This is a genomic window from Streptomyces sp. NPDC019531 (genome assembly GCF_044903305.1).
Lineage (GTDB): Bacteria > Actinomycetota > Actinomycetes > Streptomycetales > Streptomycetaceae > Streptomyces.
The window spans coordinates 193,642-215,119 of record NZ_JBJDQL010000004.1 but is presented as its reverse complement, the minus strand read 5'-3'; the positions used below and the strand labels follow the sequence as shown (position 1 = coordinate 215,119).

Genomic DNA, 21,478 nt, shown 5'->3' with positions numbered 1-21,478 from the left:
TGCTGTGTCTCGGTTTGTACAGGAGGCTCAGCGGGCCAGCAGGTCCTGGATCGCCGCCGCGATCTCGTCGGGTGCCTCCTCGGCCATGAAGTGCCCCGCTCGGGTCAGCCGGTGGTCCAGGTCCGGCGCCCACGCCTTCCACACCGCGGCAGCGTCGTAGCCCAGCTGCGCGCCCCAGTCCTGCTGGACGACCGTCACGGGCATGGCCAGCTGCGAGCCCGCGTCCAGGTCAGCTTGGTCGTGCATGACGTCGATCCCTGCCGAGGCCCGGTAGTCCGCGACGATCGACGTCACCGCCGCGGCGCTCGCCCGCAGGTATTCGGCACGCACATCCTTCGGCATGGCGGTCGGGTCGTTGGCCCAGGCGTCGAGGAACGAGCCGAAGAACGCGTCCGCACTGCCTGCGATCATCGCCTCCGGCAGGCCCGGCGGCTGCGCCATCAGGAAGAGGTGGTAGCCGACCGCCGCCGAGACGCCGTGCAGGACGTTCCACATGTCGAGCGTCGGCACGACGTCGAGGATGCCCAGGTGCGTGATGGTCTCAGGGTGGTCCAACCCCGCCCGGAAGGCGACCAGGGCGCCCCGGTCGTGGCCGACGAGGGCAAAGCGCTCGTGGCCGAGCGCCGCCGCCAGGGTCACGACGTCGGCGGCCATGGTGCGCTTGGCATACACATCGGGGTCGGTGGCGGTCGGCTTGTCGCTGGCGCCGTAGCCCCGCAGGTCGGGACAGATCACCGTGTGCTCCTCGGCGAGCCGCTCGGCAACGTGTCGCCACATCAGGTGGGTCTGGGGAAAACCGTGCAACAGCACGACCGGGCTGCCGCTGCCGCCGACAGCGGCCGCCAGCTCCACACCGTCCGCACCGGGCAGCCGGATGTGATCGAAGCCGGGAAGGGTGAGCGCCATGAAGGGCCGTCCTTTCGGGTCGGGGACCGACCGGATCAGCCTGGGCGACGGCGATCAGCAGCCGATCAGTACGGCTGGGCGCAGCCGACCCCTGGCACAGAGGATGGGGGCATGCGAATCGACGTGCTCGGTGCCGTGCGGGCCCTCCACGACGACGGCAGCCCGGTTGACCTGGGCGGACCCCGCCATCGTGAGGTACTCGCCCGGCTCATCGCCGCCGAGGGACGGATGGTTACCACCGACACCCTCGTCGACGACCTGTGGACCGATCCACCGGTCCGTGCCGTGGGCGCATTGCGTACGTTCGTCGCCGCGCTGCGCCGCGCCCTCGAGCCCGACCGGCCGCCCCGCGATCCGCCGCGCGTCATCGTCACCGAAGGTCCCGGCTACGCGCTGCGCCTGCCGCGCGAGGACGTGGACGTCCATCGGTTCCAGGACACTCTGGCCCGCGCCCGGCGCGACCCCGACGTGCTGACCGACCTCGGCGCGGCACTCGCGGCCTGGCGCGGGCCCGCCTACGCCGATGTGCCCGGCTCCGCATGGGCGCAGCGCGAGCGGACCCGGCTGGAGGAACTGAGGTTGGAGGGGGTGGAACTGCGCGCCCGCATCCTCCTTGACTCCGGAGAAGGCGCCGGTCTCGTCGCCGAACTGGGTGCCCACGTCGCCGAACATCCGTGGCGTGAGCCGGCCTGGGGGCTGCTTGCCCGCGCGCTCCACCGCGGGGGCCGCCAGGCCGACGCGCTGGCCACCCTCCGACGCGCCCGCGCGATGCTCGTTGATCAACTCGGACTAGAACCTGGTGCCGAACTCCAGCGTCTGGAGACGGACATCCTCGTCGGGTCCGTGCCTCTCGAAGGCGCACGTACCGCGTGGACCGGCCCCGATGTCCGGCTCGGCCCGCGCACCACCGTAGAACTGGCCCGCACCCTCGCACTGGCGGGTGGCGACGCCCTCGTCCACTCACGGCGCGACCGCCTCGCCGCAGTCCAGGCGGCGGAACGCATGGGAGACGTCTCCCTGACCGCCCGGGTCATCGGTGCCTACGACGTGCCCGCCATCTGGAGCCGGGCCGACGACCCCGAGCAGTCCCGCGCCGTCGTCGCGGCTGCCGAACGCACGCTCACCGCGCTCGGCCCCGACGGCCCCGCCGACCTCTCCGCCCGACTCCTGGCCACGATCGCAGTCGAGAGCCGCAGCGCCGATCTGTCCGGGACCGAGCTGAGACGAGCCCAGCGCGCGTCACGGCAGGCCGAGGCGCTGGCACGGCACTTGGCCGATCCCGCCCTGCTGGCCTTCGCCCTCAACGGAGTGTTCCTGCAGTCCTTCACCCGCCCCGGGCTCGCGGCGGTACGGGACAGGATCGGCGCCGAGATCCTCGACCTGGCCACCCGGCACGAGCTGCCGAACTTCGCCGTACTCGGCCGACTCGTCCGCCTTCAATCCGCCTCGGCCCTCGGCGACCTCGACGCCGCGGCCTCGCACGCCGAGGCCGCCGAAGAGCTCGCCGCCACCACCGAGGCGCCCCTCGTCCCCGTCCTCACCGGGTGGTTCAGGGCCAGGGCCACGGCCGCCCGCAGCACGGAACCCGGCGGACCGACCGCCGCCACGGCCGCAGCGCACTACCGCGCCGCCGAGAACGCCCTCCGTACGGCCGGAATGGCGGGGCTGCACCGCGGCCTGTTCCCGCTCGCCCTACTGGGGCTGCGCCTGCTGCACGACCGGCCCGCGCCCACCGACCCGCACCTCGACTGGGGCCCGTACCGGCCTTGGGCGCGCCCCCTCGTGCTGCTCGCCCAGGACCGGGTCGAGGAGGCCCGTACAGCCCTCGCCGCGGTGCCCGAACCAGCGCGTGACCACATGCAGGAGGCCATGTGGTGCCTGACCGCCCGCGCCGCCGTACGCCTCGGCGAGCGCGGAATCGCCGCACACGCCGAGGCCTACCTGCGCGAAGCCCGTGCGGAACACGCCGGCGCCGCCAGCGGAATGCTGACCCTGGGGCCGGTGACGCGGTACCTGACAGAGGCGGAGGCATGCGCCGGAGCGGAGTAAGCGACAGCAACACGAACCCGGCCGTTCCTCTAGGTTCGCCGGGCTGCCGGGCGGGACTCGTGGCGCGGTGTGCTCTTCCAGCGCCACGTGGTGAGACGAGGGTGCCCCGGCAGTTCGGCGCGGCCGGTGGCCCACAACAGGGTGAGCCAGGGGTCCGCGCCGCCCGGAGCCTCTGGGAACAGACGGGCGAGCACACGCGAGCAGAGAGCGGAGGGCGGGGTCCAGGCAAGCCCGAAGCCTTCCGCCAGATCGTGCGTGTGTACCAGCGTCTCCACCACCCCCATCGCCGCGAACCCTTCGGGGTCCGACACCCCGGCGGCGTGGTGGGCGCGAACCCGGGGCGGCGTCGTACGCACCATGGCGACCAGCAGCGCGCCGCACGCCTCCAGCACCTGCAACAGGCCGGCCGGACCCGCGTCACGCTCCGCATGGACGAAGACCGGGGGCCCGTCCGGCCTCTTCCGGTTCAACGCGAACGGCACATGGGTGTCCAGCGGCGGGCTCTGCGGCCCCAGCTGAACGGCGTAGTAGAGCAGGTCGTTGGCGAGGTGCTCGGCGGTCTCCCAGCAGTCCCACTCCAGCGAACCGGCCTTGGCGCCCCACCCCTGCGCGGGTGCGTCCCTAAGGACGCCCACGGCGAGCCGCACGGCAAGGTCGACGTCGTCCGCGGTGACTCCGGCTTCCATGGATCTAGGAGTCCTTGTACCGCGGCAGGTTGTCCGTGGAGATCGTCCAGTCGCCGATGGTGACGTCCTCGCCGTACACGAAGTCCTTGCGGGTGGCGTAACGGGGGCCGTCGGGGGTGGGGTGGATGTCGGTGAGGACGGCGCCGGTGCCGGTGCGGGGGTCGAAGATCGCGTAGATGGGGATGCCGATCAGGGGGTAGTCGCGGACCTTGCTGACCCAGTCGTTGTCGGGATTGGAACGGGAGACGATCTCTACGGCAGCCACGATCGAGCGGGGGTCGAAGGAGCCGTCTCCTTCCATCTCTGCCTCGGTGATCACCATCACATCGGGACGGCGCATGATGCCCTCGGGCTCGTCCTCGACGTCGGGTTCGCCCGTGTGAGCCACAAGCACCTCCGGCATCACCTGCTCCAGGCGTTTGCGGACGCGCAGCACGGTGAGTTCGTGCGGCTTGGAGGGCGACATCATGTCGAGGACGATCCCTTCCTTGGTGATCTCGAACTTGCCGGGAAGGGTGTCGTCCGTGGACTGCACGAAGTCCCGCATGGCCCGGTAGAGAAGCGATGCGCCCTGCCGCATGTCGTCCGGCGCGATGGTCATGGCGCTCGCTCCTCGTCTGTGCCCAGGGGCCAGGATCGTCACGTCCATGCTAGGCGGCCTCCGGGAGATCTCATCGGCAGTCTCGGCAGCGGCCGGGTTCCGGGGCGCGGAAGACGCGGTCGCAGCCGTCGCAGGTCTGCTGCGGGTGGCGTACCTCCGGAGGTGGGGCCGGGGGCCGATACGGGGGCAGGGGCGGCAGCTGGGCGGTGAGGCGGTGGGCCAGGAGGGCTGCCGGGCGGTGCAGGGGTTCCGCGGGGAGGTCCGTGGTGAGGGCGTGGCGTACGGCGGTGGGGGTGACCTCCCGTTCCAGCCAGGCGGCGACTCCGGGGGCCAGGTGTTCCGTGTCCGTGGCCGACAGGAGCAGGCGGGGGTCGTGGCGGCGGAGGGTGGCCAGGACGTCGATGGCCTGCTGGAGGAGGACGGGGGCGGGGTAGCCGGGCTGCGGGACCGAAGGGAGTTTCCTGCGTGGTTTGTCCGGGGTGGGACGTCTGGCGGGCTTCCGGGGCGGGTCCGGGTCCGCGTGACGTCGGCCGGGCTGGTTGCAGGAAGTGGTGCGGGTGACGATACGGCCGCCGGGGACGCGTTCGCGGGTGCGGCGGAGGTAGCCGTGCGCTTCCAGTTCCCGTAGAGCCGCGGCGATACGGTCCCGGCCCTCGGGGAAGCGGGCGGAGAGGGTCTTGATGTCGACGGGGGCACCCTTGGGCAGCGACTGGATGTGGCACGCCAGACCGATCGCCAGCAGGGAGAGCTCCGGGTGCTGGGCGAGGTGGTTGCCGATCACCGTGAAGCGTTCGGTGTGGCGGGCGTTGTCGTGGATCAGACCACCCACGCGGGGGTGGTTTTTGCCCGCGGTACGGGACTGGGCGCGCGGGGGCGCGCTAGGGTTTTGCATGTCCATCGGGAAGCGTTCTCTTCCTTGGTGGTCAGGCCCTCGCAATGGGATGCCAGTCCCGGCGAGGGCCGTTGTATGTCCGCAGCAGGTCCGCGGTTGTGTCGCGCTGAGCGTAGAGCAAGCAACCGGGCCGAAATCCAGCTGAGTTGGCGATGTTCACTCGCGCGGGTGAGCTGCGCTCCGAGCGGGAGGAGGGGTGGGGTTTGGTCGGGTTTCTTTCACCCCGGAGTTCTTTGGGAAAGACCGCCCCCAACACCGGAGTACGGGTTTCTGGCGTTCGGTGAGAGGTCGATTTCCGCCCACACCGTCTTGCGGGGGCGGCGCCCCGGTGCGACACCCCACCGGTCCGCGAGGGCGTCCACAAGTGCGAGCCCACGGCCCGACTCGGCGTCCGGCGCGAGGAGTCGGACGTTCGGCAGCCGATCGCCCCGGGTGTCGGTGACCTCGATGCGCAGGGTGCCGCCGACGACGTAGAGCGTCAGGAGGAAGTCGCGGCCCGGGACCCTGCCGTGCGTGGCCGCGTTCGCCGCCAGCTCCGCCACGATGTGCTCCGCCGGGTCCAACGGGAGTCCCCAGTCGCGTAGTTGCTCGCCTGTCAGGAGTCGGGCCAGGCGGGCTCCTCGTGGGGTGGGGGACAGCTGAACGCTGAAGTTCCTGATGGTGGCGGTTTCTTGATTCACATCACTCAGAGTGGTGTCGCTTGCTTACCGTGAACAGTGACTGCGCCGATGCGTACGGTGACTGTCCGGAGCTTGTCCGGTCGTGTCCGGGCTGTCGGGGGCGGTCGTACGGGTAGGGGCGTCGCGGGTATGGACGTACGGCGGAGGGGCGCGCGATGAGTGTGGACGGTGAAGCGGTCGAGCCCGGGTGGGAGGTCGACCCCGACGACGAGTGGGGTGTCGCGGTGATCGCCACCGTGGGACGGCAGTTGAAGCTGAGGCGGGAGGCGGTGGGGATGCGGGCCGCCGAGTTCGGGGAGGCCGTTGGGTACGGCGAGGACCTGGTCTACAAGGTCGAGGGCGGGAAGCGGATTCCCCGGCAGGAGTATCTGGACAGGTCCGACGAGGTGTTGGGGGCCGGTGGGCTCATCTCCGCGACTTGGGAGGACGTCAAGAAGGTCCGGTATCCCAAGAAGGTGCGGGAGCTGGCCAAGTTGGAAGCGCAGGCGATTGAGATCGGCGTGTACGAGTGCAACATCATCGCTGGGCTGTTGCAGACGCCGGAGCATGCGCGCACCGTGATCGAGGCAGCGCAGCCGCCGTACTCACCTGACGACGTGGAACGCATGGTGGCCGCTCGACTGGCCCGGCAGTCGGTCTACGAGCGTGACCCGGCCCCGTCGATCCACTTCGTACTGGAAGAGGCACCGCTGCGTCGCCAAGTCGGGGGCACAATGGTGTGGAGGCGGCAGCTCGAACGCCTTCTGGAGGTGGGGCGGTTGCGTAACGTCACACTTCAGGTCATGCCGACCAACAACGACCCCCATCCGGGGCTGGACGGCAGGATCGAGTTGCTGAAGTTCCCGGACGGGACGGCAGTGGCTCGCGCCGACGGCGTTTTCAACGGCCGCCCGACCACGGACCCGAAACAGCTGCGCATCATCGAACTGCAATATGGCACGATCCGGGCGCAGGCTCTCTCTCCACGGGAGTCGCTGACCTTCATCGAGCAACTGCTGGGAGAAACATGATCCGCAAGGGCCCCAACGGGGACGCCTCCGAACTGGCGTGGTTCAAGAGCAGCTACAGCGGCGGAACCAATGGCGAGTCCTGCGTCGAGATCGCCACCACCACTGCAACCGTCCACGTCCGCGACTCCAAGACCACCACCGGCCCCCGCCTGGACTTCACCCCGGCCAGCTGGACCGCGTTCGTCTCGCAGGCGTAAAGACAGAACGGAGCCCCCGGCCGGTACGACCAGGGGCTCCCGCTCAACGCATCGAACGTCAGACGTTCACGCCGAAGTCCTGGGCGATACCGACCAGGCCGGACGCGTAGCCCTGGCCCACCGCGCGGAACTTCCACTCCGCGCCGTTGCGGTACAGCTCGCCGAAGACCATGGCCGTCTCCGTGGCCGCGTCCTCGGAGAGGTCGTAGCGGGCGATCTCGGCGCCGCCGGCCTGGTTGACGATGCGGATGTAGGCGTTGCGGACCTGGCCGAAGTTCTGCGAGCGGTTCTCCGCGTCGTAGATCGAGACCGGGAAGACGATCTTGTCGACGTCGGCCGGGAGACCGGCCAGGTTGACGTTGATCGCCTCGTCGTCGCCCGCGCCCTCGCCGGTGCGGTTGTCACCGGTGTGGACGATGGTCTGGTCCGGGGTCTGCTTGTTGTTGAAGAACACGAAGTGGCCGTCGGAGTAGACCTTGCCCTGCGTGTTGACCGCGATCGCCGAGGCGTCGAGGTCGAAGTCCGTGCCGGTGGTGGTGCGGACGTCCCAGCCGAGGCCCACGGTGACGGCGGTCAGGCCCGGAGCCTCCTTGGTGAGCGAGACGTTGCCACCCTTGGACAGGCTTACAGCCATGGTTTGGGAGTCCTTCCCTCGTTAAGCCGTCTATGTACGGCAGTACGGGCTCGAAGCTACAGCTACCCCTATGAACGCCGCGAGGGGTGTCAGAGGTTCCCCGTGTCTTTACTTTCTTTACCAAGTCGGAAGGCGGTCCGGCGATATTGGGGTGACGTGGACCGGACAGAGCCGGGAACATGGACCTCATGTCCGGTCCCTATGTCATCCGCGGCTCCGTCTCGCTTCCCGAGGCCGAGCTCATGTGGCGTTTCTCGCGGTCGTCCGGGCCGGGCGGTCAGCACGTCAACACCAGTGACTCGCAGGTCGAACTGCGCTTCGACGTCGAGCGGACCGAGTCCCTGCCCGACGTGTGGAAGCAGCGGGCGCTCGCCAAGCTGGCCGGGCGGCTCGTCGACGGCGTCGTCACCGTCCGCTCCTCCGAGCACCGCTCGCAGTGGCGCAACCGCGAGACCGCGGCCGTGCGACTGGCGGCGCTGCTGGCCGAGGCGACGGCGCCGCCGCCGAAGCCGCGCCGGCCGACGCGTATCCCGCGTGGGATCAATGAGCGGCGGCTGCGGGAGAAGAAGCAGCGCTCCGACACCAAGCGGGGGCGATCGGGACGGGACTGGGGCTGACGGCTCCATCTCCCGGAGCCGGGGCCGTTCGCGCCGTAACATCCGCCCGCACCGCGTCCTGCTGATCTGGACGAGGTGTGCCTGTGGATCATGCGTACGCATGACGGCCTGTCGGTCAGCTACCGCCACCCCGCCACCGGCCCGGCAGGCGTCGCGGTCCCCCACTACGTGGCCCGCGCGCAGCACCTCCTGACCTCCGTCACCACCGCCGGCCACTGGCCGCTCACGTCGCAGAGTCCACAGGTCAGTGATCGCCGAAGCGGCAGACGATAGGCGGTCAGAGGGCGGCGAGGACGCGGACGCGGTCGGTGAAGGCGCGCCGGGCGGGCTGGGACTGGGGCGCGATGCGGTCCCAGCCGTGCGGGACGCCGGGGTGGACGTGCAGTTCGACCGGGACGCCTGCGGCGGCGAGGCGCGCCGCGTAGGAGATGTCCTCGTCGCGGAAGATGTCCAGGTCACCGGTGTCGATGTAGGCGGGGGCCAGGCCGGTGAAGTCCCGCAGGCGGGCCGGTGCGGCGATCGGCGACACGGCCTCGGTGCCCAGCGTGTCGCCGAGCACCGCGTTCCAGGCGGTGTGGTTGTTGTCGTAGGTCCAGGTCAGGAAGGGCTCGCGGGCCGGGTCGGGAGTCTGGTTGCGGTCGTCGAGCATCGGATAGACCAGGATCTGCCGGGCCAGGGGCACCTGCCGGTCCCGCGCGAGGATCGCGGTGGCGGCCGCGGGCGCGCCGCCGCCGCTGTCGCCCATCACCGCGATGCGGCCGGTGTCCACGCCCATCTCGTCCGCGTGTCCGACCAGCCAGGTGAGACCGGCGAAGACGTCTTCGGCGAGGGTGGTGCCGGTGGCCTCGGGGGCGAGTCGGTAGCCGACGGACAGGAACGGCACCCGGCTGTGGGCGACGTACCAGGACAGCAGGGTGTCGTAGGCGTCCAGGTCGCCCAGGACCATGCCGCCGCCGTGGGCGTAGAGCACGGCCGGGCCGGGCGCGGTCCGCTCGCCGGTGGTGTACCAGCGCAGTTCGATCCGGGTCCCGTCGAGTGCGGTGGCGAAGTGGGTGGTGGTCTTGATCCCGGTGACCGGGGGGACCAGGGCCGCCATGGCGGCCTGGCCGAGGTTTCCGGCCTCCCGCAGCGCCCGCCAGTCCCCGCGCTCGCGGGCGGGAGCGTCCGCGGCCTGGGCGGCCATGGCGGCCAGGACCGGGACCAGCTCCGGGTCGAGGGTGTAACTCATGGGGTGCTTCTCGCTTTCCACGGATCTCAGTACGGCTTCCACGGGTCTCAGTACGGCGAGGGCTGGTTGCGGATCACGGCGAGGCTGACGATCCTGCCGTCGCGGACGCTGAAGTAGTCCGACATCACCAGCTCGGCCGGGAGGTTGGTCTTGTCGTACGTGCCGTCGTAGCGGGAGCGCACGATGGTGTCGCCGTGGTGGTCGACGACCTCGCGCACCTCCATCGTGACCTTGTCTCCGACCATCTCCTTCTCGGCCCAGCGCCGGATGGCGTCCACACCGTTGATCTCGCGGCGCGCGTCGTTGACGTAGGCGTCCGGGGCGAAGGTCGCGACCATCCGGTCGAGATCGAAGGCGTTGACCGCCGCCAGGTACTCGGCGACGACGGGCGGCAGGGGCGCGGTCATGGTCATGGTCTTGCTCCCTTCGAGGCGGCGGTCCGGTCGACCACCTGGCAGCAAGCCTGTGACGTGCCCTTGCGAGAGGGGCAAGCCCCGCGCGGACCCGTGACTCTCCCCCAAGGGGAGGTGGCACAGTGACGGGTATGGACGCCACCCTGCCGATCGGGGACTTCGCCCGGGCCACCCATCTGGGCGTGAAGACACTGCGCTACTACCACCGGGTGGGCCTGTTGGAGCCGGACGAGGTGGACCGGCACACCGGGTACCGGCACTACACCACCGCGCAGATCCCGACCGCGCAGATCATCCGCCGCTTCCGCGCCCTGGACATGCCGGTCGAGCAGGTGGCCAAGGTGCTGGCCGCTCCCGACATCGAGACGCGCAACGCGCTGATCGCCGCGCATCTGAACCAGATGGAGCAGGCGCTGACCCGCGCCCAGAACGCCGTCGCCTCGCTGCGCGACCTGCTCACGCACCCGCCGGGCGCCGCCCGGGCCGAGATCGGGCGCCGCCGTGTCCCGGCCACACCCGCGGCCGCGATCACCGAGACGGTCGACGTCACGGAGGCGCTGACCTGGTACCAGGGCGCGCTCGGTGAGATCCGCGCGACGCTGGACGCCCAGGGACTGGCCGCCGACGGACCGGCCGGCGGGATCTTCAGCAACGACCTGTTCACCCACGAGCACGGATCGGCGACGATCTTCGTACCGTGCGCCGGACCGGTACGCCCGATGGGCCGGGTCGCCGAACTGGTGGTCCCTCCGGTCGAGTTGGCCACGATCGTCCACCGCGGCCCGCACAAGAACATCGACCTGGCCTACGGAACGCTGGGCGCCTACGTCGCCGAGCACGCCCTGGCCGTGGACGGCCCGATCCGCGAGTACTACCCCGTCGGACGCCACGAGAGCACGGACCCGGCCGAGTGGCGCACCGAGATCTGCTGGCCGATCTTCCACACGGGACCGGCCCCCGACGACCTGGAGGTGCCCGGGGACGGCGACGCAGATCGGTAGCGGAACTCGGCGGGTGTCACATCTCTCCCCCTCTCGTCCGTCAACTGACCGACAGCGGACGGCGACGAGAGCGGTGACCCATGAGCGACAGTGACTTCCTGGCCGAGCGGTTCGAGGCACACCGGATGCGTCTGCGGGCCGTGGCGCGGCGGATGCTCGGGTCGGAGGGCGAGGCCGAGGACGCCGTGCAGGAGGCCTGGGTGCGGCTCAGCCGGGTCGACGTGCGGGAGGTGGACAACCTCGGGAGCTGGCTGACGACGGTCGTCGGGCGGGTCTGCCTCGACATGCTCCGCTCCCGCAGGACCCGCGCCGAACAGCCCCTGCAGCCCGAGACGCCGCTCCCCGCCGTCACACCGGACCCCGAACAGGACGCCCTCCTCGCCGACTCGGTCGGCTCCGCCCTCCTCGTCGTCCTCGACACCCTCACCCCCGCCGAACGGCTCGCCTTCGTCCTCTACGACCTCTTCGGCGTCCCGTACGACGACATCGCCGGCGTCGTCGGCAAGAGCCCGGCGGCCACCCGGCAGCTCGCCAGCAGGGCCCGGCGACGGGTGCGGGGAGCGCAGGGCGCGGACAGCGACTCCGTCACCCCCGCCCGCCGACGCGAACTCGTCGACGCCTTCCTCGCCGCCGCGCGCGACGGTGACTTCGACGGGCTGCTGGACGTGCTCGACCCGGATGTCGTGGTGCGCACGGAGGCCGGGGTGACCACGGGGGCGACGGCCGTGGCCAAGGGCGCGACCAGTTACGCACGGCACATCGCCGGAGCCGCCGTGCCCGCGCTCGTCGAGGGCCGCACCGGCATCGCCCTTCTGCGGGACGGCCGCGTGGAGCGAACGCTCGCGTTCACGTTCGTACACGACCGGATCACCGTCATCGACATCACCACGGACCCGGAGCGGGCGGCCCGGCTCGACGTCACCCTGGTCTAGTCGAGGCCGAGCACGCCCACCGTCTCGCCCTCGCTGAGTTCCCCGGTCCTGCGGAAACCGAGCTTCAGATAGAAGTCCGCCGGGCCGTCGGGGCCCTCGTGCCAGGTGACGTACAGCTCCTTGGTGCCCCGGCGGCGCAGCTCCTCGGCGACGGACTCGACGGCGAAGCGGCCGTACCCCTTGCCCTGCGCTTCGGCCGCGATGTTCAGCCGCCACAGACCGGAGCGGGTCACGCTGCCGCCGTCGGTGCGCCAGTCGATGTCGAGGAAGGCCATCAGGAAGCCGACCGGGCGGTCGCCGTCGACGATCAGGCGGGGCCAGGCGACGCCCGGGGGATGGACGTACGCCTCGGCGAGGGACTGCATGACGGGGGAGACCGCGAATTCCTGCTCGGGCCGGACGCGTATGCCGGTGGCGGATTCGAAATTCACGGGTGTGATCTTTTCGAGGCGGGGTGCGGAGATCGAGGAGGTCATCCGGGGACGTTAGTCCGGGCGTTCAGCAGGCGGCCACGGAATTCATCCCAACTGCCGGTACCTGCCACGGAAATACGCCAGTGGCCCGCCGTCCGCGCTCGGCACGTCCGCCGTCAGGACGCGGCCGATCACCAGGGTGTGGTCGCCGGCCGGCACGCGCTGTTCGGTGCGGCACTCCAGGGTGGCGAGGGCGCCGCTCACCAGTACGGCGCCGGTGGCCGAGCCGCGGACGTACGGGATGTCCTCGAACAGGAGCCGGTCGCTGATGCGGCCCTTCATGGCGAAGCGGCCGGCGATGTGCCGCTGGCTCTCGGACAGGACGGAGACCGCCCAGTGCGGCTGCTCGTCGAGGAGGTCGTCCATGCGGGAGCCCGTACGCAGGCTGACCAGCACCAAAGGGGGGTCGAGGGAGACCGACAGAAATGCCGTGGCCGTCATGCCGACGTCCTCGCCCTTGGGGCCCTCGGTGTCGAGCGGGGGCTCGAACGCGGTCACCAGGACCACACCGGCGGCGAGCCGGGACATGGCGGCACGGAACTCGTCGTTGCTCACCCCCACAGCATGCCCGGAGGCGGGCGCGGGGATCATCGGGACGGCGGGGGCGTGAGTGTTCGGCACACGGAAACGCTAATCTCGGCGCCGCGTGCCCCGCATCGGGCCTCCGCCCGAGACCGGACCTAGGACTAGCGACGGACGGCTCACCTGGGCCTCCACAAACACGCAAATTTTGCGTTCAGTAAACGCACAGGAAAAACGCAGAAACCCCGTTCAATTGCTCATCTTTCGCTGTGACTTGAGTCACAAGAGGTGCCAATTGTTGACCCTGTGTACCGAGCGGGGAGCGCGCTGTGATTCAGTGGCTGGACAGATGACCCTTGATTCACTGCGAGGTCTCGGGGGGAGGGCGAGCAATGGAGACCGAGTCGGAGCCTTACGTCCGCCTTGCGTCCCTGCGACAGCTGCACGAGGTCATGGCCGACATGAACACCGCGCGCAGCCTTGCGGACACACTGCAGACGGTTGCGAACGGCGTGACCCAGGCACTCGGCTACGAGCTGGCGTGCGTCAACCTCGTGCGCCCCGACGGCGACCTCGTCGTCGCCGCCTTCTCCGGGAACCAGGCCGCCGAGTCACTGATCACCGGCCGAGTGGGCTCCCGCGAGTCCTGGGAGCGCCGGCTGAGCATGGGTGAGACCTGGGGCGACCTGGTCTTCATCCCGCACACCGAGGGCTGGATCCTCGACGACGACGACGTCCCGCAGTGGTACACCGACGGCCCCGCGCCCCGCTTCGAGGACGAGTGGCACCCCTCCGACCGGCTGTTCGCGCCGATGTACACGCCGAACGTGAAGGGCGGCCAGTGCGGCGAGCTGATCGGCGTGCTCTCGGTGGACCGGCCGCGCAACGGCCGCCGACCGGGCGCATGGGGCCGCGAAGCGCTCCAGATGTACGCGTTCCAGGCCGCCATCGCGATCAGCAACGCGCGTCTGCGCGCGAACATGCAGCGCGCACTGGTCAGGCTCGAAAGGGAGCAGCAGGCCCTCAGGGCCAGCGAGGAAAGCTTCCGGCAGGCCTTCGAGTACGCCCCCTCCGGCATGGCCATCGCCGAGATGGGCGGCGACCAGCACGGCCGGATCCTGCGCACCAACGACGCCCTGTGCCGCCTCCTGGGCCGCCCCGCGTCCGCGATGCGCCGCTACGCCTTCTCCGACCTCGTCCACCCCGAGGACATAGGCACCCTGCTGCGCACCTCGGCGGAGGGGGGACGGGCCGAGCTGCGCCTCGGGCGCCGGGACGGCACGTACGTCTGGGTGTCCCTGCGCAACTCGGTGGTCGCCGACGCCGCCGACGGGCCGCGCTTCCTGCTCACCCACGTCGAGGACATAGAGGACCGCAAGCGCCGCGAGCTCCAGCTCGCCCACCGCGCCTCCCACGACTCGCTCACCGGCCTGCCGAACTCCGCCGAGCTGCGCTCGCGGCTGTCCTCCCGGCTCTGCCAGCGCTCCGCCCACGCGGGCGCCCTGGAGACCATGGACGCGGCCTTCGGCCACCCGGCCTTCGACGCGAACGGCCACGGCTTCGACTTCCGGTCCGGCGGCGCCGAGGCGTACGACACCTTCGACCACCATGTGCACACCGCCGCCCCCGAGGGGGAGCGCGACGACGGCACCAAGGGGCTCGCGGTGCTCTTCTGCGACCTCGACGGCTTCAAGTCGATCAACGACCGGTTCGGGCACAACGCCGGCGACGCGGTCCTCATCGAGGTCGCCCGGCGGCTGTCCCAGTGCGTGCGCGACGGCGACACCGTGGCCCGGCTCGGCGGCGACGAGTTCGTCATCCTCGCCGACGGGCTCGGCAAGGCCGACGCGGCGGACCTCGCCGTACGCCTGCGCAACGAGATCATCCAGCCGATCCGGGCCGAGGGGCGGGCCGTCCGGGTCGGCGCCAGCTTCGGTATCGGCTGGGCGCACTGCGGCATGACCGCGGACGAAGTGTTGAAGTCAGCCGACGAGCGGATGTACGTCGAGAAACGATCTCGTCCCAAACAGCACAGACGCGCGGGATGATCCCCAGGTCAGCGAGCTGATGCGATCCGAGTCACCCGTTTGCGGCATCGGGAGCGGGTAGGCTCGCCATTCTGACTCCACGTCTCGCATCCGATTCCGCACCTGCTGAGGAGTACCAAGGGATGACGTCCGGCAACAACGGCGCGAGCCCGCCCGAGGACGAAGACCCGTTCGGCTACCTCTACGCCGACGGCCAGGCCAACGGCGCCCAGCCGCCGTCCGGCGGCGGTTACGGCTACGGCTACCCGAACTCCGTCAACCGGACGCGTTCGGTCGGCCAGCGGCAGTACGGCCAGCAGCAGGCACCGGCCGCGCCGAACGGCCCGTACGGCCAGGTCCCGCAGCAGCAGGGCGCTTACGGTCAGCCCACCGCCCACTACGCGGCCCCCGAGACCTTCCCGGGCTCCGCACCCACCAGCCAGCAGCCCATGCCGGGCTACAGCGGTGGCGGCGGCCGGAGCGGCGGGCCCAACACCAAGGGCCTGCTGATCGGCGCGATCGCGGTGGTCGCCGCGGTGGTCATCGGCATCGGCATCGCGATGGCCGGCGGCGACGACCAGAAGGACGACAGCGGCAACCAGGCGGCGACGACGCCGAGCACGTCCGCGAGCTCGAAGCCGAGCGCGTCGTCCTCGTCGGCGGGGGCGGCGGCCGACCTTCCGAAGGCCGACGCGAAGACGATGCGCCTGGAGGGCGGCACGAGCACCGCTTCCGACGTGAAGGGCGCCCAGGCCGACGGCGGCGTCTACGTGCAGGGCTTCAACCAGGTGGGCGCCTCGGTCACCTGGACCGTCAACGGCATCGAGAAGGCCGGCACCTATCGGGTCTACGTCCGCTACAGCCTCCCCGCCGAAGACGCCAATGGGACGATGACGGTCAACGGGAAGGCCGCATCCCGGCCGCTGAACATGAAGAACTTCGGTGGGCTTCCCGCCAACGAATGGCAGGAGACCTGGGCCCAGGTCTCCCTGACCAAGGGCACCAACACGATTCAGCTCTCGTGCCAGCAGGGCAACCAGTGCAACGCCCTGCTCGACCAGTTCTCCGTCACGGAGAACGTCGACCAGTAGGGGCGCGGGCAGGGGCACAGCAGCCGCCGGAGGTGTTGACTCCCGGCGGCTGTCGAGCATCGTGAACTTCAGGTCGAGCGCTTTTGTCGCACCTCAGCCGTAAATCTCGACCGAGTTGGCGCTGCCGGGGTTGTCCGAGTAGGTGCCCGGCTTCAGCGTGACCAGCTTGGTGCCGGTGGCACAGCCGAGGGTGGCCTTCCAGAAAACCAGCTTGTAAGAAGTCTGGTTCGAGACGGACTTGGCGATGTGGTCGAGAGGGTAACAGCCGGGCTTTTCGGAGTAGACCGTCCTGGTCCCGGTCCTGTTCTTCCCCGACCATCCGCAGAACTTGCCCGTCGGGCAGGTGTTGGGATCGGCCGCCGCGGCCGGTGTGGCCAAGGCGCCGCCCAGCAGTGCGGCGGTCAGAGCCACCGTGGTCAGGCTTGTTTTGAGCATGCTCATCGAGCTTTCCCCTTATGTTCTTCGCTATTGGTCATGTAGCGAACGAGTGATCATCCGATCATCTGGTCAACAGGAGGGAAAGGGCGCTTTTCGGCCAAGTGCGGTTTCAGGTCGCTGTCACCGACACTCCGGCCAGGAGTTTCTCGTACGTCGTGTGGTCGAAGTCGCCTGCTGTCGGAGAGAGGACAGCGGCCGCCGACAGGGCGACCGCGCGGGTGAGACGGTCCGGCCAGGGGAGTTGATCCAGCAGGCCGGTGAGGAGGCCTGCGACCGCCGCGTCGCCGGCGCCGGTGGGGTTGCCGTGCACGGGAGTGGGCGGGAGCGCGTGCCAGCGGCCCTCCGGGGTGAGCGCCAGCAGCCCCCGTGCGCCCAGCGAGGCGACGACGGCACGGGCCCCCCTGCGCCGCGCGTCCTGTGTCGCGCGCAACGGCTCGTGGGAGCCGGTCAGTTCGGCCAGTTCGTCGGCGTTCGGCTTCACGATGTCGGGGCGGGCGGCGACCCCGCGGCGCAACGCCTCACCGCTGGTGTCGAGGAGGACCGGGACCCCGGCCGCCTTCGCCGTGCGGACCAGGCCCGCATACGCCCCCACCGGCACCCCCGGCGGCAGACTCCCGCACAGGGCCACCGCCGAGACGGCCGGGACGAGATCCTCGTACGCCTCCTGGAAGGCCGACCACTCCGCCGAAGTCACCGTCGGACCCGGCTCGTTGAGCTGGGTCGTGTCGCCGGTGAGTTCGTCCACCACCGCGATCGTGCGGCGGGTCGGGCCGGTGGCCGGGACGAGCGCGTCCACCAGGCCCGGTACGGCGGTGAGTTGGTCCTGGACGATACGGCCCGTGGCGCCGCCCGAGAAACCGGTGACCGTCACCTCGTGGCCGAGCGCGGCGAGCACCCGGGCCACGTTCAGCCCCTTGCCGCCCGGGCGTTCGGTGACCTCGGTGACCCGGTGGCTGGTGTGCGGCCGTAACGACCGTACGCGATAGGTGATGTCGAGAGCGGTGTTCAGCGTGACCGTGAGGATCACCTGGACCGACCTCCCCCGAAGGCAGAAATTGAGCCCGTCCAGTCTTCCAGGACGACCCCGACCTCAACAGCGGGACACATCACCCCAGTTGGGGAGCGACCACCCATTCACCCCGGCGCATGACGCCCTTGAGGTCGAATTGATGGTCCAGAAGCACCAGGTCGGCGTCCTTGCCGGGCTCCAGTGAGCCGATGCGGTCGTCCATCCCCAGCAGCCGGGCCGGGTTGGCGGAGATCGCGGCGACGACGTCCTCGACCGGGAGCCGGTCGACGGTCACCGCCCGCTTGAAGGCGCGGTCCAGGGTGAGGGTCGAACCGGCGATGGAACCGCCCTCGGCCAGGCGGGCGACGCCTTCGCTGACCTCGACCTCCAGAGGGCCGAGCAGGTAGCGGCCGTCGCCGAAGCCCGCCGCGTCCATGGCGTCGGTGATGAACGCGACCCTCTTTGAACGCGCGTGATGGAACGCCAGTTGCAGCGAGGCCGGGTGCAGATGCGTGCCGTCGTTGATGAGCTCGACCGTGATCCGCTCGTCCTCCAGGAGGGCGGCGATGGGGCCGGGGGTGCGGTGGCCCAGCGGCGGCATCGCGTTGAACAGGTGCGTGGCCACGGTGGCGCCCGCGTCGATCGCCTCGACGGTCTGCTCGTACGTCGCGTCCGTGTGCCCGATCGCCGCGATGACGCCGTGCTCGACGAGGAGCCGTACGGAGTCGATGCCGCCGGGGAGTTCGGTGGCCAGCGTGACCATGGCGGTCTTCCCGCGCGCGGCGTCGATCAGCTTGCGGACCTCCGCCGGGTCGGGGTCGCGCAGGAGTTCCTCGGAGTGCGCGCCCTTACGGCAGGGCGAGATGAACGGGCCCTCGAAGTGGATACCGGCGATGTCGCCCTGCTCGGCCAGCTCGGAGAGGAGTCCCGCTCGTTGGGCGAGGAAGTCCATGTCGCCGGTGACGGTGGAGGCGACGAGGGTGGTGGTGCCGTGGGTCCGGTGGGTGTGGATTCCCTTGAGTACGTCGTCGCTCGTGCCCGAGGTGAATGAGGCTCCGCCGCCGCCGTGGTTGTGGAGGTCGATGAATCCGGGGACCAGCCAGTGGTTGGTCACGTCGAGGAGCTGGGCGTTCTGCGGGGCGTCGGCGATGATTCGGGTGCCGTCGACGATCACTTGGCCGTTTTGGACGGTTCCTGTGGGGAGGACGACTGTTGCGCCGGACAGGACGAGGGGCGCATTGCCCGTTGCGGGGTGCGGGTTCGTCGTGGCTGGTCGCGCACGCGCGGCGGTAGCCGCAGATTCAGCGCTGTCCCGCGCCCCTGGGTGGGCTGCCATCAGCTCGTTGCCTCCGTACCGTCGGTCTTGTTGACGAGATCCCAGGCCAGTAGGCCGGCGCCCAGGCAACCCGCCGTGTCGCCCAGGGCCGCCGGGACGATCGTCGGGAGCTTCTGGAAGGTGATCCGTTGGCGGATTGCCTCCCGCAGCGGTGTGAACAACGTTTCCCCCGACTCGGCCAGGCCGCCACCGATGATCAGGGTGCCGGGGTCCAGGAGGGTGAGAGCGGTGACCAGGCCGTCGGCCAGGGCGTCCACGGCTCGTTGCCAGACCTCCCGGGCCTTCGGATCCCCGGCCGCCACCGCCTTCGCGCAGTCCGCCGCATCCGCCTCCGGGGTCCCGGTGACCGACGCCCATGCCTCGCTGACCGCCGCCGCGGAGGCGTACCGCTCCAGGCAGCCCCGCTGGCCGCACGGGCAGAGCGTGCCGTCCGGTCGTACGACGATGTGTCCGATCTCGCCCGCGAAACCGTGGGCGCCCGCCTCCACCCGGCCGGCGAAACCGATCGCGCTGGCGATGCCGGTGCCCAGGGCGACGAACAGGAAGCGGTCGGCGCCCTTGCCCGCGCCCACGCGGCCCTCGGCGAGGCCGCCGGTGCGGACGTCGTGGCCCAGGGCGACCGGGGCGCCGTCGAGGCGGTCCGTGAGCAGTGCGCGCAGGGGGAGGTTCCGCCAGCCCAGGTTGACGGCGTAGGCCGCGACGCCCTGCTCCTCGTCGACGATGCCGGGGACGGCGACACCGGCCGCGAGCGCGGGGGCGCCGAAGTGCTCGGTGCCGTACGCGCGCAGCTCGGCGGCGAAGTCGAGGATGCCGTCGACGACCGCGTCCGGGCCGCGCTCACGGCCGGTCGCCCGGCGGGCCTGGTGCAGGAACTCGCCGCCCGCGCCCACCAAGGCCGCCTTCATCCCGGTGCCGCCCACGTCGAGGGCGATGACATGTCTCACGGGGACAGTGTGACCCTTTGACCCGTGAGAGGTCTAGTCCACTCACGTGGTGTAGACCTGAGGGCGGAGATATGTATGACTTTTCGAAAGCTTTCGAACGTGAGTGTGGGGCGGTTGTCGGTGCGGCGGCGTAGGACGGGAACGATCGCGGCGGTGTCCGCACTGGGCATGACGGCGGTCTTGGGCGGCTGCGGACTGGGGAGCGGATCGGACGAGGTGACGCTGAGGCTGGTCGCCGCCGACTACGGCGACAGTTCGGCCAACAGCTCCCAGAGGTACTGGGACAAGATCGTCAAGGAGTACGAGGCCAAGCACTCCGGTGTGAAGATCGACGTCAGTGTGTACTCGTGGACCGACGTCGACAGCAAGGTCAAGGAGCTCGTCGACGCCGGGAAGGCGCCCGACATGGCGCAGATCGGCGCGTACGCCGACTACGGGGACAAGGGGCTGCTGTACAAGGCCGACGACCTGATCGGGATCCGGGAGCAGGCCGACTTCGTCTCGCAGCTCGCCTCCGCGGGGCGGATCAACGGGGTGCAGTACGGGATGCCGTTCGCGGCGTCGACCCGGCTGCTCTTCTACAACAAGACGCTCTTCGCCGACGCCGGGCTCACCCCGCCGAAGACCTGGAAGCAGCTCGCCGCCGACGCCGAGGCGCTGAAGGCGGACGGGGTGAAGTACCCGTACGCGCTGCCGCTCGGGCCTGAGGAGGCGCAGGCCGAGACCATGCAGTGGCTGCTCAGTGGGGGCGGCGGGTACGTCGACTCACTCGGGACGTACGGCATCGACTCCGGCGAGAACGTCGCGACGCTCACCTGGCTCAAGGACGACCTCGTCGGTAAGGGGCTGACCGGTCCTGTCGCGCCCGGGAACCTGAACCGGGCGGCGGCGTTCTCGGCGTTCGCCGCGGGGGATGTCGGGATGCTCGACGGGCATCCCTCGCTGATGAAGATCGCTGCCGCGAAGGGGGTGAAGTTCGGGATGGTGCCGATGCCCGGGGCCGAGGGGCGGACCAAGAACTCCATGGGGGTCGCCGACTGGATGATGGCCTTCAAGCAGAACGGGCACGCCGAGCAGGTGGGGGACTTCCTCGACTTCGTCTACAGCGAGAAGAACGTGCTCGCGTTCTCACGGGAGTACGACCTGCTGCCGGTGACCAACTCCGCCTCCACGGCCATGGGCGGGTCCTCCCGGGACGCCGACCTCAAGCCCTTCCTCGACGCGCTGCCCAACTCGGAGCTCCCTCCGGTGGGGAAGACGTCCTGGGCCTCCGTCAGCGCGGCCGTGAAGAAGCGGATCGGGGCGGCGGTGGGTTCGGGCGGGAGCCCTTCGGAGGTGCTGCGCGCACTGCAGCTGACCGCGCAGAACGCGGGGTAGGCGCTGTCGGTGTCGGTGGCCGGGGTTACGGTTCCTCGCATGGAGCATCCGGAGCTGGGCCGCAGGGAGCGGGACATCCTCGCGCTGGAGCACCGCGGCTTCTCGGGGCCCGGCGCGAAGGAGCGGGCGATACGCGAGGAGTTGGGCCTGGCGCCGGTCCGCTACTACCAGCTGCTCAACGCTCTGCTGGACGACGAACGGGCCCTGGCCTTCGACCCGGTGACGGTGAACAGGCTGCGCCGGGTCCGGGAGGCGCGTCGCTCTGAGCGGTAGGGCCTTTTCTCGCCCCCACCGCCCCTACCCGTCCCATCCCCAGGGGCTGCCGCCCCTTCGACCCCGTGCCCAGGGGCTGCCGCCCCTTCGACCCCGTGCCCAGGGGCTGCCGCCCCTTCGACCCCGTGCCCAGGGGCTGCCG

At 70.5% G+C, this 21,478-nt stretch carries 25 protein-coding genes; 11 read left to right on the top strand and 14 right to left on the bottom strand.

What is annotated here, in order from left to right; all coding sequences use genetic code 11:
• Positions 1-27: 27 nt before the first annotated feature.
• Positions 28-906 (bottom strand): alpha/beta fold hydrolase, encoded by an 879-nt coding sequence (locus ACI2L1_RS07220; RefSeq protein WP_404738313.1) that lies wholly within the window; start codon positions 904-906, stop codon positions 28-30.
• A gap of 111 nt (positions 907-1,017) precedes the next feature.
• Here ACI2L1_RS07220 and ACI2L1_RS07215 point away from each other — a divergent pair, with 111 nt between their 5' ends.
• Positions 1,018-2,955: a BTAD domain-containing putative transcriptional regulator gene (locus tag ACI2L1_RS07215; RefSeq protein WP_404738312.1), complete on the top strand. Its 1,938-nt coding sequence runs from the start codon at positions 1,018-1,020 to the stop codon at positions 2,953-2,955.
• A gap of 29 nt (positions 2,956-2,984) precedes the next feature.
• Here ACI2L1_RS07215 and ACI2L1_RS07210 read toward each other — a convergent pair whose 3' ends face one another.
• The 4 genes from ACI2L1_RS07210 to ACI2L1_RS07195 all read right to left on the bottom strand — a co-directional run bounded on the left by ACI2L1_RS07210 (position 2,985) and on the right by ACI2L1_RS07195 (position 5,814).
• Complete coding sequence (locus tag ACI2L1_RS07210; protein WP_404738311.1) at positions 2,985-3,641, bottom strand: hypothetical protein; 657 nt, start codon at positions 3,639-3,641, stop codon at positions 2,985-2,987.
• 4 nt (positions 3,642-3,645) lie between these two features.
• Positions 3,646-4,242: a Uma2 family endonuclease gene (locus ACI2L1_RS07205; RefSeq protein ID WP_404738310.1), complete on the bottom strand. Its 597-nt coding sequence runs from the start codon at positions 4,240-4,242 to the stop codon at positions 3,646-3,648.
• 70 nt (positions 4,243-4,312) lie between these two features.
• Positions 4,313-5,140 (bottom strand): helix-turn-helix domain-containing protein, encoded by an 828-nt coding sequence (locus tag ACI2L1_RS07200; RefSeq protein WP_404738309.1) that lies wholly within the window; start codon positions 5,138-5,140, stop codon positions 4,313-4,315.
• A gap of 212 nt (positions 5,141-5,352) precedes the next feature.
• Positions 5,353-5,814, bottom strand: a complete 462-nt coding sequence (locus tag ACI2L1_RS07195; RefSeq protein ID WP_404738308.1) for an ATP-binding protein — start codon at positions 5,812-5,814, stop codon at positions 5,353-5,355.
• Positions 5,815-5,969: 155 nt separating this feature from the next.
• Between ACI2L1_RS07195 and ACI2L1_RS07190 the strand changes: the two genes are divergently transcribed.
• Both ACI2L1_RS07190 and ACI2L1_RS07185 read left to right on the top strand, forming a co-directional pair.
• Entirely contained in the window at positions 5,970-6,824 is an 855-nt protein-coding gene (locus ACI2L1_RS07190) for a helix-turn-helix domain-containing protein (protein ID WP_404738307.1), read from the top strand.
• Entirely contained in the window at positions 6,821-7,021 is a 201-nt protein-coding gene (locus ACI2L1_RS07185; RefSeq protein ID WP_404738306.1) for a DUF397 domain-containing protein, read from the top strand. Before ACI2L1_RS07190 ends, ACI2L1_RS07185 begins: the two co-directional genes overlap by 4 nt.
• Before the next feature lie 58 nt (positions 7,022-7,079).
• On the opposite strand, the gene ACI2L1_RS07180 is transcribed toward ACI2L1_RS07185, so the two are convergent.
• Positions 7,080-7,655, bottom strand: a complete 576-nt coding sequence (locus ACI2L1_RS07180) for a TerD family protein (protein WP_119103030.1) — start codon at positions 7,653-7,655, stop codon at positions 7,080-7,082.
• 179 nt (positions 7,656-7,834) lie between these two features.
• On the opposite strand from ACI2L1_RS07180, the gene arfB reads away from it, so the two are divergent.
• A complete protein-coding gene (gene arfB, locus ACI2L1_RS07175) occupies positions 7,835-8,272 on the top strand; it encodes an alternative ribosome rescue aminoacyl-tRNA hydrolase ArfB (protein ID WP_404738305.1) in 438 nt (145 codons plus the stop codon).
• Positions 8,273-8,362: 90 nt separating this feature from the next.
• Positions 8,363-8,545 carry a hypothetical protein gene (locus ACI2L1_RS07170; RefSeq protein ID WP_404738304.1) on the top strand — a complete coding sequence of 61 codons (183 nt, stop codon included), beginning with the start codon at positions 8,363-8,365 and terminating at the stop codon, positions 8,543-8,545.
• A gap of 4 nt (positions 8,546-8,549) precedes the next feature.
• Here the strand turns inward: ACI2L1_RS07170 and ACI2L1_RS07165 are convergent, their stop codons facing one another.
• Positions 8,550-9,500, bottom strand: a complete 951-nt coding sequence (locus tag ACI2L1_RS07165) for an alpha/beta hydrolase (RefSeq protein WP_404738303.1) — start codon at positions 9,498-9,500, stop codon at positions 8,550-8,552.
• 47 nt (positions 9,501-9,547) lie between these two features.
• Positions 9,548-9,913 carry a nuclear transport factor 2 family protein gene (locus ACI2L1_RS07160; RefSeq protein WP_404738302.1) on the bottom strand — a complete coding sequence of 122 codons (366 nt, stop codon included), beginning with the start codon at positions 9,911-9,913 and terminating at the stop codon, positions 9,548-9,550.
• A 131-nt stretch (positions 9,914-10,044) separates the two neighbouring features.
• On the opposite strand from ACI2L1_RS07160, the gene ACI2L1_RS07155 reads away from it, so the two are divergent.
• Both ACI2L1_RS07155 and ACI2L1_RS07150 read left to right on the top strand, forming a co-directional pair.
• Entirely contained in the window at positions 10,045-10,914 is an 870-nt protein-coding gene (locus ACI2L1_RS07155) for a MerR family transcriptional regulator (RefSeq protein WP_404738301.1), read from the top strand.
• A gap of 80 nt (positions 10,915-10,994) precedes the next feature.
• Positions 10,995-11,846, top strand: coding sequence for a sigma-70 family RNA polymerase sigma factor (locus tag ACI2L1_RS07150; protein WP_404738300.1), 852 nt, complete (start codon positions 10,995-10,997; stop codon positions 11,844-11,846).
• On the opposite strand, the gene ACI2L1_RS07145 is transcribed toward ACI2L1_RS07150, so the two are convergent.
• Complete coding sequence (locus ACI2L1_RS07145) at positions 11,843-12,322, bottom strand: GNAT family N-acetyltransferase (protein ID WP_404738299.1); 480 nt, start codon at positions 12,320-12,322, stop codon at positions 11,843-11,845. The genes ACI2L1_RS07150 and ACI2L1_RS07145 overlap by 4 nt on opposite strands.
• 42 nt (positions 12,323-12,364) lie before the next feature.
• Positions 12,365-12,940 carry a flavin reductase family protein gene (locus ACI2L1_RS07140; RefSeq protein ID WP_404738298.1) on the bottom strand — a complete coding sequence of 192 codons (576 nt, stop codon included), beginning with the start codon at positions 12,938-12,940 and terminating at the stop codon, positions 12,365-12,367.
• Between the two features lie 293 nt (positions 12,941-13,233).
• On the opposite strand from ACI2L1_RS07140, the gene cdgB reads away from it, so the two are divergent.
• Positions 13,234-14,889, top strand: a complete 1,656-nt coding sequence (cdgB, locus tag ACI2L1_RS07135) for a diguanylate cyclase CdgB (RefSeq protein WP_404738297.1) — start codon at positions 13,234-13,236, stop codon at positions 14,887-14,889.
• Positions 14,890-15,011: 122 nt separating this feature from the next.
• Complete coding sequence (locus tag ACI2L1_RS07130; protein WP_404738296.1) at positions 15,012-15,959, top strand: CBM35 domain-containing protein; 948 nt, start codon at positions 15,012-15,014, stop codon at positions 15,957-15,959.
• Between the two features lie 93 nt (positions 15,960-16,052).
• Here ACI2L1_RS07130 and ACI2L1_RS07125 read toward each other — a convergent pair whose 3' ends face one another.
• From ACI2L1_RS07125 to ACI2L1_RS07110, 4 genes are all read right to left on the bottom strand, one after another.
• Positions 16,053-16,400, bottom strand: a complete 348-nt coding sequence (locus ACI2L1_RS07125; RefSeq protein WP_404738295.1) for a peptidase inhibitor family I36 protein — start codon at positions 16,398-16,400, stop codon at positions 16,053-16,055.
• Positions 16,401-16,506: 106 nt separating this feature from the next.
• Positions 16,507-17,424 carry a 1-phosphofructokinase family hexose kinase gene (locus tag ACI2L1_RS07120; RefSeq protein WP_404738294.1) on the bottom strand — a complete coding sequence of 306 codons (918 nt, stop codon included), beginning with the start codon at positions 17,422-17,424 and terminating at the stop codon, positions 16,507-16,509.
• A gap of 79 nt (positions 17,425-17,503) precedes the next feature.
• Entirely contained in the window at positions 17,504-18,742 is a 1,239-nt protein-coding gene (gene nagA / locus ACI2L1_RS07115) for an N-acetylglucosamine-6-phosphate deacetylase (protein ID WP_404738293.1), read from the bottom strand.
• A complete protein-coding gene (locus tag ACI2L1_RS07110) occupies positions 18,742-19,686 on the bottom strand; it encodes an ROK family protein (protein WP_404738292.1) in 945 nt (314 codons plus the stop codon). Before ACI2L1_RS07110 ends, nagA begins: the two co-directional genes overlap by 1 nt.
• Positions 19,687-19,854: 168 nt before the next feature.
• Here ACI2L1_RS07110 and ACI2L1_RS07105 point away from each other — a divergent pair, with 168 nt between their 5' ends.
• Positions 19,855-21,063 carry an extracellular solute-binding protein gene (locus ACI2L1_RS07105; RefSeq protein WP_404738453.1) on the top strand — a complete coding sequence of 403 codons (1,209 nt, stop codon included), beginning with the start codon at positions 19,855-19,857 and terminating at the stop codon, positions 21,061-21,063.
• A gap of 39 nt (positions 21,064-21,102) precedes the next feature.
• On the top strand, positions 21,103-21,336 hold the full coding sequence (locus ACI2L1_RS07100) for a DUF3263 domain-containing protein (protein ID WP_404738291.1): 234 nt from the start codon (positions 21,103-21,105) through the stop codon (positions 21,334-21,336).
• Positions 21,337-21,478: the final 142 nt, after the last annotated feature.